This is a genomic window from Bacillus sp. FSL K6-1560 (assembly GCF_038592935.1).
Classification (GTDB): domain Bacteria; phylum Bacillota; class Bacilli; order Bacillales; family Bacillaceae; genus Bacillus; species Bacillus subtilis.
The window spans coordinates 2,696,723-2,715,485 of record NZ_CP151946.1; the positions used below are offsets into that span (position 1 = coordinate 2,696,723).

Genomic DNA, 18,763 nt, shown 5'->3' on the forward strand with positions numbered 1-18,763 from the left:
TGCCAGCCGTTTCTTTATTTTAAAAGGCCCAATTCTTTGACAGCGTATGCAATTCCATCTTCGTCCACCGGCTTTGTTACAAAGTCCGCGATTTCTTTCAGTTCGGGAACAGCATTTCCCATAGCAACGCCTGTCCCTACATATTCAATCATTTGCAGATCATTTAATCCGTCGCCGAAAGCATATGTATCGCCGATATCAAACGGAAGACGCTCAATCACTTTTTTGATTCCTTCTGCCTTCGAACCTCCGTGCGGCAGAACATCAGTCGATAGCTCATGCCAGCGAACCAGATCAAACTCAGGAAAAGCGGCATAAGCTTTTTCTTCTTCATCCTGACAAAATAAAAGAAGCTGAAAAATTTCTTTTCCTTCATAAAAAAGGTCATCGGCCTCTGGGTAATCGGTTTTAAGGCTGCCGATTCCCTCGAGAACATGAGGGTGATCCGCAACAGTCGCTTTCATCGTGTCCTCGGCCATAAACACAACAGGATGCTTGCCTTCATCCGCCTGCTTTAATAATCGTCTGATTGCATCTTCAGGCAGCGGATTTTTATAAATCACTTGATTTTCAAAGACAACAAACTGTCCATTGTAGGAAATAAATGAGTGGATGCCCAGCTCCTCCAAAATCGGCTTAACCAAAAATGGAGACCGGCCGCTGGCAATAAACACATGATGCCCTTGGCGCTGCAGCTCCGCCACGGTTTTTCTCGTACTTTCCGGTATATTCTTATCATGATCATATATTGTGCCGTCAATATCAAAAAAGATTAATTTAGAATCCATCGCAACTTCCCCTTTATCGTCTTGGTCTGCAATTCCCACCCTCATCATACAAAAAGATTGTCATTCAGCAAACAATTTCGTTCAAAAATCATATTAAATTCCATTAATAACCACGAAAAGTCTTCCTCAATCTCCGTATACTATTTGTATAAAAGAACTCTGGGACAAATTTTTCATTTAAAGGAGGGACTGGCTAATGCTGCGTAAATTAAGAAAGAAACTCAGAAGACAATGGAACGGAATGCTCCGTAAGAAAGCAATTGCCTGACAAGGGATCTTTCACTTTTTGAGAGATCCTTATTTTGCTCAAGGCTTTCCTTATATTCCGTTTTCGAATATAATAGAATGAGCGAGTCTAACATACGGCATTTAAGGAGAGATTTGGAATGATTTATAAGGTATTTTATCAAGAGAAGGCTGACGAAGTACCTGTTCGGGAAAAGACAGATTCACTTTATATTGAAGGCGTATCTGAGCGTGACGTCAGAACAAAGCTGAAAGAAAAGAAATTTAATATTGAGTTTATTACACCTGTTGATGGTGCATTCTTAGAATATGAACAACAGAGCGAAAATTTTAAAGTATTGGAGTTATGAGCGGTATGAAATTTGTAAAAAATGATCAGACTGCTGTTTTCGCCCTCGGAGGTTTGGGCGAAATCGGTAAAAATACGTACGCGGTGCAATTCCAGGATGAAATTGTACTGATTGATGCGGGGATCAAGTTTCCCGAGGACGAACTGCTCGGAATTGACTACGTCATCCCTGATTATACGTATTTAGTCAAAAACGAAGATAAAATTAAAGGGCTTTTTATCACCCACGGGCACGAAGACCACATCGGCGGTATTCCATACCTGCTCAGACAAGTGAATATTCCTGTATACGGCGGAAAACTCGCGATCGGCTTACTTCGGAATAAACTTGAAGAGCATGGATTATTAAGACAGACGAAACTGAACATTATCGGCGAGGATGATATTGTAAAGTTCCGCAAAACGGCTGTGTCATTCTTCAGAACAACACACAGTATTCCGGATTCCTACGGCATTGTTGTAAAAACGCCGCCCGGAAACATCGTACATACTGGGGATTTTAAATTCGACTTTACTCCAGTCGGCGAGCCGGCAAACTTAACGAAAATGGCCGAAATCGGTAAAGAAGGCGTTTTGTGCCTTCTTTCAGACAGCACAAACAGTGAAAATCCGGAGTTTACCATGTCTGAGCGCCGTGTAGGAGAAAGCATTCATGACATTTTCCGCAAGGTGGACGGCCGAATTATCTTCGCTACATTTGCGTCGAATATTCACCGCTTGCAGCAGGTAATTGAAGCTGCTGTACAAAATGGAAGAAAAGTTGCCGTATTTGGACGCAGTATGGAATCGGCTATCGAAATTGGACAGACACTCGGTTATATTAACTGTCCTAAAAATACGTTTATTGAGCATAACGAAATCAATCGTATGCCTGCTAATAAAGTAACAATTTTATGTACAGGAAGCCAAGGGGAACCAATGGCGGCGTTATCAAGAATTGCAAACGGCACACACCGCCAAATTTCAATCAATCCTGGGGATACAGTCGTATTTTCTTCATCCCCTATCCCAGGCAACACAATCAGCGTGAGTCGAACAATCAACCAGCTGTATCGTGCGGGTGCTGAGGTTATTCATGGCCCTCTTAACGATATCCATACATCCGGTCACGGCGGACAGGAAGAACAGAAGCTGATGCTTCGTTTAATCAAACCTAAATTCTTCATGCCGATTCACGGTGAGTACAGAATGCAAAAGATGCATGTCAAACTTGCAACAGATTGTGGCATCCCAGAGGAAAACTGCTTTATCATGGATAATGGTGAAGTATTAGCGCTTAAAGGCGACGAGGCTTCAGTTGCAGGAAAAATCCCGTCCGGTTCAGTGTACATTGACGGAAGCGGTATCGGTGATATTGGCAATATCGTACTTCGTGATCGCAGAATTCTCTCTGAAGAAGGACTTGTCATCGTTGTTGTCAGCATTGACATGGACGACTTCAAGATTTCAGCGGGTCCAGATTTGATTTCCAGAGGATTTGTGTACATGAGAGAATCTGGCGACTTGATCAACGACGCTCAAGAGCTCATTTCAAATCACTTACAAAAAGTAATGGAACGAAAAACGACTCAATGGTCTGAAATCAAAAACGAGATTACAGACACGCTTGCACCTTTCTTGTACGAAAAAACAAAGCGCCGTCCAATGATCCTGCCGATCATTATGGAGGTTTAAAAAAAGAGGCACTCCCTAAGGGAGTGCCTCTTTTTATTGCAGTGATATGTGTTGAAATGATTTTACATCGAATAAGCCCGTAGTCGTCATTTTAATATCAGGAATGACAGGCAACGCTAAAAACGACAATGTCAAAAATGGATTAAATCCGCCTGTGAAACCGATTAACGGCAATTTATCATGAAGCGTCAGCAAGCTTTGATTCACTTGCTCTGCAGATTGGTCGGATAATAACCCTGCAATCGGCAGCGGTACTGAATGGAGCTCTTCCCCATTTTTTATAATCGTTAATCCTCCGCCAATTTCCTGCAGCTTATTAACTGCCGCCGCGATATCCTCATCATTCGTTCCGACAGCAATAATATTATGGGAGTCGTGTGAAATGGTTGTGGCAATCGCTCCGCTCTTGAATCCAAAACCTTTCACAACACCAAGTCCGGTTTCTTTTAATCCTTTATGCCGCTCAACAACTGCAATCTTTAACAAATCAAGCTCAGTGTCAGGCTCAAATTCGCGGGCAACAGGAGCCGGAACTTGTACTAATCTTGTTTCAAGCTGATTTGGTATGATTTGAATGACATTGATCTGCTGCTCTGAATCGATTGGCATATGAAAATCCTGTTTGTTAAGAGGAGCAGCAAGCTTAACAGAATCAAGCAGTGCCTGATCTGGTGCTGCAGTTGAAGCATGATCCTGATAGACCGCTTTGCTGTCTTCAGCAACAGTCTGCCCTTTTATCATCGTCATTGTGACAGTGACATTTTCCAGATCAGATACAAAGAGCAAATCAGCGTCAAAACCCGGGGCAATCGCTCCCTTTGTATCTAATCCGTAGCATTCGGCCGCATTGAGGCTTCCTAATTGATAGGCTAAAAACGGATCAAGTCCGGCTTGAATCGCCATTTTCACCTGATGGTTTACACTTCCCTCTGACAATAAATCATCCACATGCTTATCATCCGTACAAAAAAAGAACCGGCGTGCGTTCTTTTCATTCACCGCCGGCAGCACATTGAGCGTGTTTTTGGCGACAGATCCTTCACGCATCATGACATACATGCCCCTTCTGATACGATCAAGGGCTTCTTCCTTCGATGTTACTTCATGGTCATTTAAGACAAATGCGGTTCTGTAAATGTTAATGAGGTCTGTTGATAAACCAGCTAAATGACCGTCTATCCGTTTTCCTGCAACACGGGCATCGAGCAGTTTCTGAACCATGTCTTTTTCAGCCTGCTGAACCGACACATAATCCATAACTTCAGCCAGCCCTAATACTTCTTCTTCTTCATAAAAAGGCTTGAGATCGGCAGCTTTGAGAATTGCGCCTGATCGCTCAAAACTTGCGGCAGGCACACTGGAAGGAAGCATAAAATGGATATTCAAAGGTGTATGCCGAGCTTGTTCAAGCATAAACACAATCCCTCTTTCACCAGACACATTTGCGATCTCATGCGGATCTGTAACAACCGTCGTCACGCCATGAGGCAACACTGCTTTAGCGAACTCAATCGGTGTAACCATTGATGACTCAATATGTACATGTCCATCAATAAAACCCGGAACAATCATTTGTCCCTCTGCATCAATAATATTTTCGCCTTCATACTCACCGAGGCCTACAATAACTCCATCTGTAATCGCAATATCTTCATATATCCATTCTTGATTATATACGTCCATGATTTTTCCGTTCCTAATGACGATATCAGCTTTTTGTCTTTTGGCTGAAGCATTCAGCCTATTGACTAGCGCTTCTTTATTCAAATAGGCCCCTCCTCTTTTTTATTATATGGTACAATATGCTATCGGAACGCCTGTGCTTAGTCAATGAAATTTTAAGAAATTGGCGCTCAGTTCATTAAAGTTGTTATATTCTGATAATATGAAAAACCGCCCTTTGAGGACGGCTTATTTGACTGCTATTTAGTATGAAGAACTCTTTTTTCAAAACGGGAGATGTCTGTAACTGATCCAATAACAATGAGTATATCTTCTTGGTGGATGACTTCGGTTGCAAGCGGTGATACGATGACTTCCTTGCCCCTTTTTATGGCTACGATATTAATACCGTATTTTGCGCGAATATCTAAATCGAGAAGTGTATTTCCAGCCAGGCGGCTGTTAGCTACGATTTCAACAAGACTATGCTCTTCAGACAGCTCCAAATAGTCAAGTACATTGTTGGACACGATATTATGCGCAATTCGTTTTGCCATATCGCGTTCTGGGTGGACGATGTGATCCGCGCCAATTTTAGACAGCACTTTTTCGTGATAATCGTTCTGCGCTTTAACTGTAATCGTATGGACGCCAAGTTCTTTCAGAATGAGTGTCGTTAAAATACTCGCTTGAATATTTTCCCCGATTGCTACAATAACGTGGTCAAAATTTCGCAGGCCTAAATTTTTCAGGACAGATTCGTCTGTCGAATCACCGATAACTGCGTGAGATGCAATCTTGGCATACTCGTTGACTTTATCTTCATCGATATCCATTGCCATAACCTCGACGCCTTCTTCGCTTAATGCTTTGCAAATACTGCCACCAAAACGGCCCAGCCCAATTACCGCAAATTCTTTTTTCATCGTGGTGCTCCTTTATATGACATGATATTGATCAAATTTTATCATATTCTTTTGTTACAGTGTTATCCTTTTGGCAGCGAATTCATATGCCGCTTGAGCTTTTCAGTAAACTCAGGCGACAAATACAGCTCCGCTCCGCGTTCGATTTCAATCTGATAGTGCTGAGGCGGGGCAATTTCCGCTTCTTTTTGGAGGACGAGAAAGGTTAAGCAGTCTTTGTAGTGCCTACCGCCAGCTTCAACGTCTACAAATGCCGGCCGATACGTAAGAGATTCGACGCCCTCCCTTTTATATAGATAGGAGAGAGCAGAATAAGGGATACGGTATAAAACGCCTTCTGTTGTTCCTCCGTCTTCCAACATGTCCGCTCTTGAACCGTCATCCCTTTTTAGCGTGAAGCGGGTTGTGTATCCTTTTAAAACAGCTCTTCCTACTGGATCTTGAAAATAGTGATCGACTCCCGCTTTTTGAAAGCGGGCATTATCCATGCATGATCCATAGGCAAAATAATAAATGGGATTTTTCGATTTGCTGATCATCTGATGTTCTTTCCAGTCGCCGCTGCTTATTTTCGTAAAGCCGGCAAACCCGTCTTTGTTCATAAAATAAATAAGCGCATTTTTAATCCCGACATCCGTTTCTACAAACACCGTTTGTTTATGATATCCTTGAAAAAATTGATCGAGCTTATGTATACACAATTCATCTGCTTCATATACTTCGCCGTATATATAGCCTTCACCATAAAAAACAGCTGTGGGCACCTCTTTTGCAGCAAACAAACTTCCCTTTGTTCTCGCCTGCTCATTGATACATGCCGATTGTGCCAGCAAATGATGGTTTTTTTCATACTTTCTTAATGTCCCGTATACAAACAGAAGCGAGTTCACTTTATTTTTCTCCTCTCAGCTGTCTGATTTTAAAGGCAAAACCACTTGAAAGACGCTGCCTTTTCCAGCTTCACTTTCGATTTTCAATTCCCCGTCATGTTCCTTCAGGATTCTCAAACAAATGGGAAGTCCCAGTCCAGTGCCCTTTTCTTTTGTTGAATAAAAAGGTTTGCCAATCTGCTTCAGCTTTTCCTGCGGCATGCCGTTTCCTTCATCCTTTACGCTTATCACTGCATGAGAGGCGGTTTTAGCAGTTGAAATGGTTACGACACCACCCTTTGGCATTGCCTCAATTCCGTTTTTAATGATGTTGATAAAGACCTGCTTCAGCTGATTTTCGTCTCCATTAATCATACAGCCATCTGTCTCTTTGAAATTTTTCTCTATGACGATATTGGACAGAATTGCATTGGTATCAAGCAATGTCGTGACTTGTTTCAAGATCTCATTAAGCTGGTGTGTTTTAAATCTGATTGCCTGCGGTTTTGCAAGCAGCAGCAGCTCGCTGAGCACTAAATCGATTCTTTTAATCTCTGAAAAGATGATGTCAAAATAGTCTTTTCTGTCCGGATATTGTGTTTTCATAATCTGGAGGAAACCGCTGACAGATGTTAAAGGGTTTCTGACCTCATGAGCAATACCTGCGGCAAGTTCACTTGTGATTGATAGTTTCTGAGATTCCCTCGCCAGCCGTTCATTAATCTCAATGAGCTCATCTTCAGCCTCTTTCCGCTCAGTGATATCTGACATTGTACCCAGGCTGCCTGTAAATTGGTCATCCCGGTCATAGTAAAGTTTATAATGAACTTCTCCCCAAAAAATCGTGCCGTTCTTTGTCACGTATTTTGCCGTAAACATGCCAGAAGACGCTTTGTTTTGGATTTGGGTGTTAATGTGGTCGGCTACGTGCTTTTCTTTTATGAAGTAATCGTTATACATTGTTCCCATACATTCACTGATTGAAAAGCCGGTTATTGATGCCCACGCTTGGTTTAAATATGTAATTTCGCCTTTTGCATTCGTTTGAAATACGATTTCCTGCAAATTATCCATGATGCGGTTTTTTTCTTCAGAAAGCTGTTTATACTTCCATTCGTTATCCTTCATTTTCTTAACCAGCTGCTGTTTCTCATCAATATAATAAGCCAGCATCCAGACACTTACCAGCGTGACTGCAGTATACACAATATCAACAGGCCAATTAATCGGGTTTTTGCCTATAAAATAAAATAAATAATCCCAAAACATTATAAAAATCATTGCCAAAATGATGGAAATGATACGAGCTTGATATTTTCTCATATGACCACCTGCCGCTTGTGTTTCTCTACTTATTGTACCATTCTTCGACAAATAATTGAGTAAAATATGTAAAGTATCCCAAATCATTCATTACCAAATATCTTGATGTCTTATCTTAGGCGGCGGTAATCAAAAATTGGCACGCAAAAAAGGCGGAGATGACATCACTCCGCCTTTTTTAGCATAATTTTATTCTTTTAAAGCGGCTTGAATTTCTTCGAGAAGCAGCTGTGCACCCTCAGGGCTTAGCGTAATTTTACCGTTGCCGTATTCTTTATTTTCTGAAGTGATTTCTCCAGTCATTAAACAAACGCCATGAGGTTTGTACTTTTTCAAGATAATTTTATCTCCGTCAACAAAAAACTCAATGCTGTCTTTTATGGCAATATCCAATGCCCGTCTCAACTCAATCGGCATGACAATGCGGCCTAATTCATCTACTTTTCTCACAACACCTATTGATTTCATAAAAACCCTTCTTCCTTTAAATGTTTCTTTTCTCATGTAATGTTTTAAGGATGTACCTCAATATATCGTAGACGAATGAAACTTTGAAAAAGTTTCCCGCTTTCTATAAGAATTACAAGATATTTTTTCCATAAAACCGAAAAATGTATTACTTCTGTTACACAGTTCCTTGATTTTTTACAAAAACATTTCTTTACCGACGCACACCCCCAAAAATCGCAGTATTTCTGAGAAACTTTAAATGTAGAATCATATTAAATTAGGATAGAGATTGGGTGAAAACATGTTTCAATCAACTGAAATCGGGATTGACTTAGGAACAGCTAATATACTTGTTTACAGCAAAAATAAAGGGATTATCCTAAATGAACCATCTGTTGTCGCAGTGGATACGACGACAAAAGCAGTGCTTGCAATCGGAGCTGATGCGAAAAACATGATCGGTAAAACACCGGGAAAAATTGTCGCTGTCAGACCGATGAAAGATGGCGTGATCGCAGACTATGATATGACAACTGACCTGCTAAAGCACATTATGAAAAAAGCCGCAAAAAGCATCGGCATGTCGTTCAGAAAACCGAACGTAGTCGTTTGCACACCATCAGGCTCAACAGCAGTAGAACGCCGCGCCATCAGTGATGCGGTGAAAAATTGCGGCGCGAAAAACGTTCATTTAATCGAAGAGCCAGTTGCAGCCGCCATCGGAGCGGATTTACCAGTTGATGAGCCGGTTGCCAATGTGGTAGTAGATATCGGCGGAGGGACGACAGAGGTCGCTATTATTTCCTTCGGTGGCGTTGTTTCCTGCCATTCTATCAGGATCGGCGGAGACCAGCTTGATGAGGATATCGTTTCTTTCGTCCGTAAAAAATACAATTTGCTGATCGGCGAACGCACAGCTGAGCAGGTAAAAATGGAAATTGGCCATGCTCTGATTGAACATATACCAGAGACAATGGAAATTCGGGGACGCGACCTCGTGACAGGTCTTCCAAAAACCATTATGCTTCAATCCAACGAAATTCAAGATGCAATGCGTGAATCCCTCCTGCATATTCTTGAAGCCATCAGAGCGACACTTGAGGACTGTCCGCCTGAATTGAGCGGAGATATTGTTGATCGCGGCGTTATTTTAACAGGCGGCGGCGCGCTCCTTAATGGAATTAAAGAATGGCTCACAGAAGAGATTGTCGTGCCTGTACACGTGGCGCAAAACCCGCTTGAATCTGTAGCAATCGGCACAGGCCGTTCTTTAGAAGTGATTGATAAGCTGCAAAAGGCAATTAAATAGTCTTTACCCGCAAAATTCTCACACGCGGCAAATTTCTTGCTTCTTTTTTCCTCACTTCCTTCATATTGTGGGAAATGGAGAAACGTTAAGGAGGAAACAGATGCTAAGAGATTTAGGAAGAAGAGTAGCGATCGCAGCCATTTTAAGCGGTATTATTCTTGGAGGCATGAGCATTTCTTTGGCAAATATGCCTCATTCGCCTGCAGGCGGCACTGTAAAACTGAATCATCCATAATATTGAAAAACCCAAGACGTGTCGTTTTGGGTTTTTCACTTTGGGCTCCTTCTTTCCTTTATAGGATCATATTTGATATGATGAGAAAAAAGCTTGGAGGAATGATTCATGGATTCATTTTCACAGAAATTAAATACATATGCACAGCTGGCGGTAGAAGTCGGCGTTAATGTCCAAAAAGGCCAGTATGTAGTCGTAAATGCTTCAACAGACGTTCGGGATTTTGTCCGTTTAATTGTAAAACACGCATATGAAAAGGGCGCAAAAAACGTCACCGTGAATTGGCAGGATGACGAAGTCGCCAAATTAAAATACGAACTTGCGCCGTTTGAAGCATTTGAAGAATATCCTGAATGGGAAGCAAAAGGCAGAGAAGAGCTTGCCAAAAATGGAGCTGCTTTCATTTCTGTTGTGTCGTCAAACCCAGACTTGCTAAAAGGTATAGATTCCAAACGGATTGCGGCATTCCAAAAAGCAGCAGGCAAAGCATTACATACATACAGACAATATATTCAATCAGACAAAGTCAGCTGGACTGTCGTAGGTGCGGCATCAGCAGGCTGGGCTCACAAGGTGTTTCCTGGCAAATCAGAGGAGGAAGCGATCCACCTTCTGTGGGAAGAAATTTTTAAAGCGACGCGCGTAAATGAAGACAACCCGGTTCAGGCGTGGATCAATCATGACCAAAATCTTCATGAAAAAGTTGACCATTTGAACGAGAGACATTACGCTGCCTTACATTATCAAGCTGAAGGAACTGATTTAACAATTAAGCTGCCTAGGAAGCATGTTTGGGCAGGTGCGGGAAGCGTGAATGAAAGCGGCCATGAGTTTATGGCCAATATGCCGACAGAAGAAGTGTTCACGCTGCCGCAAAAAGACGGGGTTGACGGTGTGGTATCAAGCACAAAACCATTAAGCTACGGCGGAAATATTATTGAAAATTTCACCCTGACGTTTGAAAATGGCCGTATAGTCGACATTAAAGCTGAAAAAGGTGAGGATATTTTAAAAGAACTGGTGGAAACAGATGAAGGTTCTCACTATTTGGGTGAAGTGGCACTTGTTCCTTACGATTCGCCTATATCACAATCAAACATTCTTTTCTATAACACGCTGTTTGATGAAAACGCGTCAAATCATTTGGCGATCGGAAGCGCCTATGCCTTTAATATTGAAGGCGGAAAGCAGATGTCTCGTGAAGAGCTTGTCAAAGAAGGTCTAAATGAAAGCATTACACACGTGGACTTTATGATCGGTTCTAAGGATATGAATATTGACGGAATTACGGCAGACGGGAAAAGAGAGCCTATCTTCAGAAACGGAAATTGGGCTTTTTAAGTAAATAAAAGGAGGCTTTTCCGCCTCCTTTTTTTATTTTTCTGCTTCATACATTTGCAGATTCGCATAAACTGTTTCTAATACTGGTGCAGCGAGAGATAAACGTTTAGCTTTTTCAAGCAAAAATCCATGCAGGTGGTCGCCTTCTGTCGTTTGGCCGTTTTCCATATCCCGAAGCATGGAGGACTTCATATGATAAGACATGCTGGTCATCGTACGAAAGCTCTCTTCCTCAAGATCCGGATCAGCCGGAACACCTTCTTTTCGTAAAACAGCGCAAATTTCCCCAATAAGAGTTTGGGCCGTGTGACGTCCGGCTTCTGTGGCGAGGATTGGGCCAAGCGGTCGTTGAAATAACGTTGTGATCCCCGCTTGCGCTGCAATAAAGAGATACTTTTTCCAAATGTCCTTCTCGATATGCCCGCTAATGATGACTTCAGCCTTCACACCTGAAAATGCCTCTTCAAGCGCTCTTATCCGCTCCGTACGCTCGCCGTTCCATTCTCCAAATACAAAACGATGCGATGCGCTCGTATGATGAATTTCTCCTTTGTTGTCTAAAGCACTTTCTATAAAACACAGGCCGCCCAGCACCTGTTCTTTTGAAAATGCCGCAAATAGCTGCTCATAGTGGCGGTACCCATTTAAAAAAGGGAGAATGACAGATTCCTGATGGATAAATGGTTTGACATCGTCTATCACTTGACCAAGCGAGTATGCTTTAGAAGCAATGATAACGACATCAAATTGCCCTGTTTCTCCGGCACTGATTAGTTCGGGCTGAAATGATACATTCCCTTTTTCACTATGGATGACAAGCCCGGTTTTTTTCAGCTGCTCAGCTCGTTTTTGGCGCACGAGAAATGTCACATCATTTCCTTTCTCCGAAAGCCGTCCGCCAATATACCCACCTACTCCACCTGCTCCGACAACCAAAAATTTCATGTTGTGATCTCCTTTCATATTTAGGTATCAAAAAAAGCAGAGAAATCTCTGCTTTTTTTATTCCGCGTATAGTTCAGTCAATTTTTTCTGCACATCAGCATTTTCAAGGAACTCGTCATAGCTCATTTGCTTATCGACGATGCCGTTAGGTGTAATTTCTATAATTCTGTTGGCAATGGTCTGCACAAACTGATGGTCATGGGAAGTAAACAGCATAGCGCCTTTAAAGCTGATTAAGCCGTTATTGAGCGCTGTAATGGACTCTAGGTCTAAATGGTTGGTCGGCTCATCCAAAATTAAAATATTGGCGCCAGAAAGCATCGCTTTCGACAGCATACAGCGGACCTTTTCTCCCCCAGAAAGTACATTTGCTTTTTTGTGGACTTCTTCTCCAGAGAACAGCATGCGTCCTAAGAAACCGCGTAAAAAGCTCTCACTTTGGTCGTGCGGAGAATATTGGCGAAGCCAGTCTACAAGGTTCAGATCACTGCCTTCGAAATATTCGCTGTTGTCTTTTGGAAAATACGCTTGAGATGTGGTAACACCCCATTTAAACGTTCCGCTGTCAGCTTCCATTTCCCCGGAAATGATTTTAAACAGCGTAGTAACAGCAAGTTCATTTCGGCCAGTGAAAGCAATTTTATCTTCTCGATTCATAATAAAGCTGACATTGTCAAGCACCTTTACGCCATCGATTGTTTTTGTTAAGCCTTCCACGCGAAGAACATCATTTCCAATTTCCCGTTCCGGCGTGAAGTTAACATAAGGATAGCGGCGGGAAGACGGTTTAATATCATCCAGCGTGATTTTTTCGAGAAGTTTCTTTCTTGATGTAGCCTGCTTAGATTTAGACGCATTGGCGCTGAATCTAGCGACAAACTCTTGAAGCTGTTTAATCTGCTCTTCTTTTTTCTTGTTCGCTTCTTGAGAAAGCTTTAACGCCAGCTGGCTTGACTCGTACCAGAAATCATAGTTTCCTACATAGATTTGAATTTTGTTAAAATCAAGGTCGGCAATGTGCGTACATACTTTATTTAAGAAGTGACGGTCATGGGATACGACAATAACTGTGTTTTCAAAGTTAATCAGAAACTCTTCAAGCCACTGGATTGCCTGAAGGTCCAAGTGGTTCGTCGGCTCATCGAGCAGCAGAACATCCGGCTTGCCGAATAATGCCTGTGCCAAGAGAACTTTTACCTTCTCCGAACCGCCGAGGTCTGCCATCTTTTTTGTGTGCAGATCTTCTGAGATACCAAGGCCTTTTAACAGGATCGCAGCTTCACTTTCCGCTTCCCAACCGTTCAGTTCCGCGAATTCACCTTCTAGCTCAGCAGCACGAATCCCATCCTCATCTGAGAAATCAGGCTTCATGTAAATAGCGTCTTTCTCCTGCATGACTTCATACAGGCGTTTGTGGCCCATAATGACCACTTTCAGCACTTCATACTCTTCGTACTCAAAATGGTTCTGCTTCAAGACGGCAAGACGCTCACCAGGACTCATATGCACGTCGCCTGTCTGAGGCTCGATTTCGCCTGACAGCACCTTTAGAAACGTTGATTTACCGGCACCGTTTGCACCAATTAACCCATAGCAGTTGCCTGGGGTAAATTTAATATTAACATCTTCAAATAACTTGCGATCCGCAAACCGCAAGCTTACATTATTTACAGCAATCATTTATTATCCTCCATCATGTCTATCATCAATAAAAGTATACCATGAAAGCAGGGCAAGAGAAATGATTCCCTGATAAAACAGAGAGAAAACACTTATACACCCAAACCAGCCAGCTGTGTTACAATTAAAGAGAGAGAATGCATCCGCTCGGAAAATTACACACTCTCATGGAGGAACACGTTGAGGCTTTTAACACTTACTGAATATTGCTTACTGATCTTTTTTACGGGCTTTTACCTTGCCGTAACAGGCTTTACCGCCAAAGATATCGGCTTATATATAGGCATAGCCCTTATTTACATATTTTCGCACATTTTTTCTAAACGGCTTTTAGAAAAGCGCGGAAAAGAGAACAAACAGGTTCACCTTTTCTTCAGTGTGCTGGCTATTATCGGTTCAGTGTTCATCACGGTTTTATGCATTGCATTGGTCGCTTCTTTTTCAAAATAAAAACGCCTGCTGTCCTAGGCCAGCAAGGCGTTTTTATTTTGTTTGACGCATTTCGTTAAACGGGAAAAAGACAAACTTCGATGTGCCGACAATTCGATCTTCCGCGATCAGTCCCAGCCCGTTTCGGCTGTCCATAGAATTCAGCCGGTTATCTCCCATGACAAAGTATTTGCCTTTCGGAACCTTAACCGGTCCAAAGTCTCCTGTCAGACTGACACCAAGTTTTTCTGCTTCCTTCTTGTTTTTAGACAAGTAAGGCTCGGCTACTTTTTTACCGTTTATATAAAGCGTGTCATCCTTCATTTGAACGGTTTCTCCAGGCTTTCCGATCAATCTTTTTACATAATGGATTTTAGAAGTTTCACCGTTGATAATAACGATATCTCCGCGCTTCAGCTCGCCGATATAGTTGACTGTTTTATTCACAAACAGCCTTTCTCCGTCATGTAATGTGGGATACATAGATGAACCTTCAACTAAATACGGTTCAAACAAAAAGTGACGGATCAGGAGAGCCAGCAGAACAGCGATGACAATCGCTTTACCCCATTCCAGGTACGTATTGGTTTTTTTCTTCGCCGTTTTCTCAGTATTCGTATTTTTTTCCTCGGTCAAAGTGTTTCCTCCTAGACAATTGCTATGTCAGTTGTTTCTCTTCTTTTACTTTATCATAAAAAAGAATAAAATACATAACTTAACCGCGCTCCCTGCCGGCCGGATAAGAAAAAGCGTCCTTTCGAACCAAGGACGCTTTTTTTCTTACTTTTCTGTAACAGGTTTTTTGACGATACCGAGGATAATTGCCATCACGACAGCACCGATCACGATACTTAAAAGGTAAAGCATCGGATGGTTTGTAATGAAAGCTACGAATACTCCTCCATGAGGGGCCGGAAGCGTTACTCGGAAGAATTCAGTTAATCCGCCGGCAACAGCTGCACCGACTACAGCAGCTGGTATGACGCGAAGCGGATCAGCCGCAGCAAATGGGATCGCTCCCTCTGTTACGAAAGCAGCTCCCATGAAATAGCATGTAATACCAGCTTCACGGTCACGCTGAGTGAATTTGTTTCTGAAAATGGTTGTTGCAAGTGCGATACCAAGCGGAGGAACCATACCGCCGGCCATGATTGCTGCATGAGGCGCATAGTTGCCTGCATCGATCATGGCGATACCGAACGTAAAGGCTGCTTTATTAAGCGGGCCACCCATATCGATCGCCATCATGCCGCCCAAGATAATACCCATTAACACAAGGTTTCCAGTACCAAGGCTTTCAAGCCAGTTTGTTAAGAAATTCATAAAAGCTGCTACAGGTGTATTGACGACAAATTGCATTAATACACCAGTGATAAAAATACCGAACAGCGGGTAAATCAAAACAGGTTTTAATCCATCAAGTGACTGAGGGATAAACGTAAATACTTTTTTCAGTAAAATCACGACATAACCGGCAAGGAATCCGGCAATTAAGCCGCCTAAGAATCCAGCATTCGCTTGAGTTGCCATAAATCCGCCGACCATACCAGGCGCAAAACCAGGACGATCTGCAATACTCATCGCAATGAAACCGGCCAGAACTGCAACAATCAGTTTTAATGCATTGTCGCCGCCGATAAAGTTTAATGCTGCTGCAAACGTGTTGTAGCTAGGATCATTCGGATCAGCAGAGTGAATTCCCCAGAAGAATGAAATCGCAACGAGAATACCGCCGCCGACTACGAACGGAAGCATGTTGCTGACACCGCTCATCAGGTGCTTATAAAACGCGTTTCCGATACCGCTTCCAGACTTGCCTTTCGCTTCTTCATCGTCGTTTGAAGCTGCTGAACTGCCGCCACTGCCTTGATAAATCGGCGCATCTTGATTCATCGCTTTTTCGATAAGCTCTTGCGGACGTCTGATACCCGCCGTTACAGGAACTTGAAGTACGCGCTTGCCTTTAAAACGTTCCATTTCAACCTGCTTGTCCGCTGCGACAATGATTGCAGGTGCATCTTCGATTTCTTGGGCAGTGAGCTTGTGCTTAATGCCGCTTGACCCATTTGTTTCGACCTTAATTTCCACACCAAGCTCTTTCGCTTTTTCTTTAAGGGCATCAGCAGCCATGAATGTATGGGCAATACCTGTCGGGCATGCAGTAACCGCTAAAATTTTCCCTTTTCCGGCAGGTGCTGGTGCCGCTTCTTCTTCTTCCTCTTCCTCTTCGTCATCATCTTTATCGTGCTGATTAATAATGTCGATGATGGCATCTTCAGACTCAGCTTCAAGGAGCTGCTTACGGATTTCTTCACGCATTAACAGCGTTGAAAGTCTTGACAATGCTTCAAGATGAGTGTTGTTTGCGCCTTCAGTCGCCGCGATCATGAACACTAAGTGAGCCGGCTGGCCGTCTAATGATTCATAATCGACGCCGTCTTTTGAACGTCCGAACGCGATCGCCGGGTTGATAACGCTTGCCGTTTTCGCATGGGGGATAGCGATTCCTTCACCGATACCCGTGGAGCTTTGGCTTTCGCGATTTAAAATGGCTTCTTTATAGGCTTGTCGGTCATTTAACTTTCCAGCCTTATCAAGAACAGTGACCATTTCGTCAATAACATTTTCTTTTTCTTTGCTCTCAATATTAAGCTTTATCGTATGCTTCGTTAAAAGCTCAGTTATTTTCACTTGTGTTTCCTCCTCTATAGACGTGTGACCTTAACTTCAGGAAGAAGCTGCTGGACAAATTCTTCTGTTCCAAGTTCTTCAGAGAACGCGGTAGCACTGCCTGAAGTAACTCCTAAGCGGAATGCTTCTTCAAGCGGCAGCTGTTTGGAAATTCCGGCAAGGAAACCTGCAACAACGGAATCCCCTGCTCCGACTGAGTTTACCAATTTCCCCTTTGGCACGTTAGCAAAATAAACAGCTTCGTTCGTAAACAGAAGCGCTCCGTCTCCGGCCATTGATACGATTACATGTTCAGCGCCTTGTTCTACAAGCTTTTTCCCATAAGGAACGGCTTCCTCAACAGATGTAATGGCCGTGCCGAACATTTCTCCAAGCTCATGATGATTTGGCTTCATCAAAAATGGTTTCATTTCTGTTGCTTTCAAAAGAGCCTCGCCTGAGATATCCAGAACAACTCGTGCGTTCTGCTGTTTGCAGGCCTCTGCGATTTTTTCATAAGTATCATGAGGGAGTGAAGATGGAATGCTTCCTGCAAGAACAACGATATCTCCCTCTTGCAAAGATTGGAACTGTTCTAAAAAGGCTTTGAAATCTTCATCCGAAATTGTCGGTCCCTGCCCGTTAATTTCAGTTTCATCACCCGTTTTCAGCTTTACATTGATACGGGTATCCCCTTTTACTTCAGAAAAAGCTGTTTCCAGGTTTTCTTCCCGTAAAAATGTTTTGATATATTCTCCGGTAAATCCGCCGACGAATCCGAGCGCTTTAGACGCCACATGGTGTCTTTTCAGCAGTCTCGATACGTTGATGCCTTTGCCCCCTGGATACTTGGTATCATACGAAGAACGGTTCAGGCCTCCTACAGTAAAATCTTCAACGTGAACTATATAATCGACAGATGGATTAAGTGTTACAGTGTAAATCATGGTTTCACTACCTTTACGACAGTTTTTTCTTGGTAATTATCGAATGTAAGCTCTTCAGCGTCAGTCGTAATGATTGTTGCGTCGCCTATTCCGGCGAATGCCGAAAATGAAATTTCTCCGAACTTCGAAGGGTCTGCTAAGACGTAAGCGTGTTTTGCCTGTTTGATCGCTTTCTGTTTTAAAAGGGCCTCATCAGGGTCCGGCGTTGTAAATCCAGCCTCTGTATGGACACCGTTTGTCCCCAGAAAACTCTTGTCAAATCTGTACTGGTCCATGGCAATCAATGAAGCGCCTCCAATAATCGCGCCCGTTCTGTGCTTTACGTATCCTCCAAGCAGATAAAAAGAAATTTCTTTCCTTATTAATGCATCGATATGCATTACCCCGTTTGTGACAACGACAATATCTTTGGTTTTATCCATAAAATCAATCATGTGCAATGTCGTCGTGCCTGCATCAAGGTAAATGCAATCCCCTTCTTCTAAAAGAGAAGCTGCTTTTTCAGCAATCTTCAGTTTATCGTGAAGGTTTTTGGATGATTTTTCAAGCATATCGGGTTCAAGTCTGATATCGGAAAGCTTGGCCGCTCCACCATGAACGCGCTTTAAAAAACCGCGTTCTTCAAGGGTCGATAAATCTCTTCTGATTGTTGATTCAGAAGCATTAGTCAGATTTATAAGCTCTTGAATCTTTACCACATCATGCTTTTCTATTTGATCAATAATCAATTGATGCCGTTCAGGAGTTAGCATGCTTCACCTCCTAATGAAAACGTATTCATTTTGAATACAATTTCATTGTAAACGCTATTTTCGGTTTAGGCAACTAAAATCATTCAAATTCATTCAATAACTATCAAAATCTTTCACGTTTCTCCATATTAACGTATGTCTATAGGGTTTGTAAACTGTAAATTCGAC

18 protein-coding genes are annotated in these 18,763 nt (G+C 42.6%); 6 read left to right on the plus strand and 12 right to left on the minus strand.

Translation table 11 applies throughout. The features are described 5' to 3' along the window. Positions 1-14: 14 nt before the first annotated feature. On the minus strand, positions 15-788 hold the full coding sequence (locus NYE22_RS14400; protein ID WP_021479366.1) for a Cof-type HAD-IIB family hydrolase: 774 nt from the start codon (positions 786-788) through the stop codon (positions 15-17). A gap of 386 nt (positions 789-1,174) precedes the next feature. Here NYE22_RS14400 and rnpZA point away from each other — a divergent pair, with 386 nt between their 5' ends. Both rnpZA and rnjA read left to right on the plus strand, forming a co-directional pair. Next, positions 1,175-1,384, plus strand: coding sequence for an RNA polymerase subunit omega 1 (rnpZA, locus tag NYE22_RS14405; RefSeq protein WP_003222303.1), 210 nt, complete (start codon positions 1,175-1,177; stop codon positions 1,382-1,384). A gap of 5 nt (positions 1,385-1,389) precedes the next feature. Further along, positions 1,390-3,057: a ribonuclease J1 gene (gene rnjA, locus NYE22_RS14410; protein ID WP_003245660.1), complete on the plus strand. Its 1,668-nt coding sequence runs from the start codon at positions 1,390-1,392 to the stop codon at positions 3,055-3,057. A gap of 33 nt (positions 3,058-3,090) precedes the next feature. Here rnjA and ade read toward each other — a convergent pair whose 3' ends face one another. From ade to abhA, 5 genes are all read right to left on the minus strand, one after another. After that, positions 3,091-4,824, minus strand: coding sequence for an adenine deaminase (gene ade / locus NYE22_RS14415; protein ID WP_049139897.1), 1,734 nt, complete (start codon positions 4,822-4,824; stop codon positions 3,091-3,093). Between the two features lie 155 nt (positions 4,825-4,979). Further along, complete coding sequence (gene ktrC / locus NYE22_RS14420; protein WP_003222311.1) at positions 4,980-5,645, minus strand: Ktr system potassium transporter KtrC; 666 nt, start codon at positions 5,643-5,645, stop codon at positions 4,980-4,982. A 62-nt stretch (positions 5,646-5,707) separates the two neighbouring features. After that, complete coding sequence (locus NYE22_RS14425) at positions 5,708-6,535, minus strand: gamma-glutamylcyclotransferase (protein ID WP_342411927.1); 828 nt, start codon at positions 6,533-6,535, stop codon at positions 5,708-5,710. Between the two features lie 15 nt (positions 6,536-6,550). Next, positions 6,551-7,837: a two-component sensor histidine kinase KinC gene (kinC, locus tag NYE22_RS14430; RefSeq protein WP_021479369.1), complete on the minus strand. Its 1,287-nt coding sequence runs from the start codon at positions 7,835-7,837 to the stop codon at positions 6,551-6,553. Positions 7,838-8,026: 189 nt separating this feature from the next. Next, a complete protein-coding gene (gene abhA / locus NYE22_RS14435) occupies positions 8,027-8,305 on the minus strand; it encodes a transcriptional regulator AbhA (RefSeq protein WP_003244728.1) in 279 nt (92 codons plus the stop codon). Positions 8,306-8,588: 283 nt separating this feature from the next. On the opposite strand from abhA, the gene mreBH reads away from it, so the two are divergent. The 3 genes from mreBH (at position 8,589) to NYE22_RS14450 (ending at position 11,172) form a co-directional block, all read left to right on the plus strand. Then, positions 8,589-9,596, plus strand: coding sequence for a cell shape-determining protein MreBH (mreBH, locus tag NYE22_RS14440; RefSeq protein ID WP_161985969.1), 1,008 nt, complete (start codon positions 8,589-8,591; stop codon positions 9,594-9,596). Between the two features lie 100 nt (positions 9,597-9,696). Beyond that, positions 9,697-9,831 (plus strand): protein YkpC, encoded by a 135-nt coding sequence (locus NYE22_RS14445; protein WP_003238865.1) that lies wholly within the window; start codon positions 9,697-9,699, stop codon positions 9,829-9,831. A gap of 108 nt (positions 9,832-9,939) precedes the next feature. Continuing rightward, positions 9,940-11,172, plus strand: a complete 1,233-nt coding sequence (locus tag NYE22_RS14450; RefSeq protein ID WP_003232341.1) for an aminopeptidase — start codon at positions 9,940-9,942, stop codon at positions 11,170-11,172. 33 nt (positions 11,173-11,205) lie between these two features. Here NYE22_RS14450 and NYE22_RS14455 read toward each other — a convergent pair whose 3' ends face one another. Continuing rightward, entirely contained in the window at positions 11,206-12,117 is a 912-nt protein-coding gene (locus tag NYE22_RS14455; RefSeq protein WP_161985968.1) for a ketopantoate reductase family protein, read from the minus strand. A 57-nt stretch (positions 12,118-12,174) separates the two neighbouring features. After that, positions 12,175-13,797 (minus strand): ATP-binding cassette domain-containing protein, encoded by a 1,623-nt coding sequence (locus tag NYE22_RS14460; protein ID WP_003232344.1) that lies wholly within the window; start codon positions 13,795-13,797, stop codon positions 12,175-12,177. A gap of 180 nt (positions 13,798-13,977) precedes the next feature. Between NYE22_RS14460 and NYE22_RS14465 the strand changes: the two genes are divergently transcribed. Then, positions 13,978-14,247: a hypothetical protein gene (locus NYE22_RS14465; RefSeq protein ID WP_003232345.1), complete on the plus strand. Its 270-nt coding sequence runs from the start codon at positions 13,978-13,980 to the stop codon at positions 14,245-14,247. A 33-nt stretch (positions 14,248-14,280) separates the two neighbouring features. Here NYE22_RS14465 and lepB read toward each other — a convergent pair whose 3' ends face one another. The 4 genes from lepB to NYE22_RS14485 form a co-directional block, all read right to left on the minus strand. Beyond that, a complete protein-coding gene (gene lepB, locus NYE22_RS14470) occupies positions 14,281-14,862 on the minus strand; it encodes a signal peptidase I (RefSeq protein ID WP_003232348.1) in 582 nt (193 codons plus the stop codon). Positions 14,863-15,006: 144 nt separating this feature from the next. Beyond that, positions 15,007-16,917, minus strand: coding sequence for a PTS fructose transporter subunit IIABC (locus NYE22_RS14475; RefSeq protein WP_038427634.1), 1,911 nt, complete (start codon positions 16,915-16,917; stop codon positions 15,007-15,009). A gap of 14 nt (positions 16,918-16,931) precedes the next feature. After that, positions 16,932-17,843: a 1-phosphofructokinase gene (pfkB, locus tag NYE22_RS14480; protein WP_003244923.1), complete on the minus strand. Its 912-nt coding sequence runs from the start codon at positions 17,841-17,843 to the stop codon at positions 16,932-16,934. Then, entirely contained in the window at positions 17,840-18,595 is a 756-nt protein-coding gene (locus NYE22_RS14485) for a DeoR/GlpR family DNA-binding transcription regulator (RefSeq protein ID WP_014476685.1), read from the minus strand. The genes pfkB and NYE22_RS14485 overlap by 4 nt, the downstream gene beginning before the upstream one ends. Positions 18,596-18,763 lie beyond the last annotated feature (168 nt).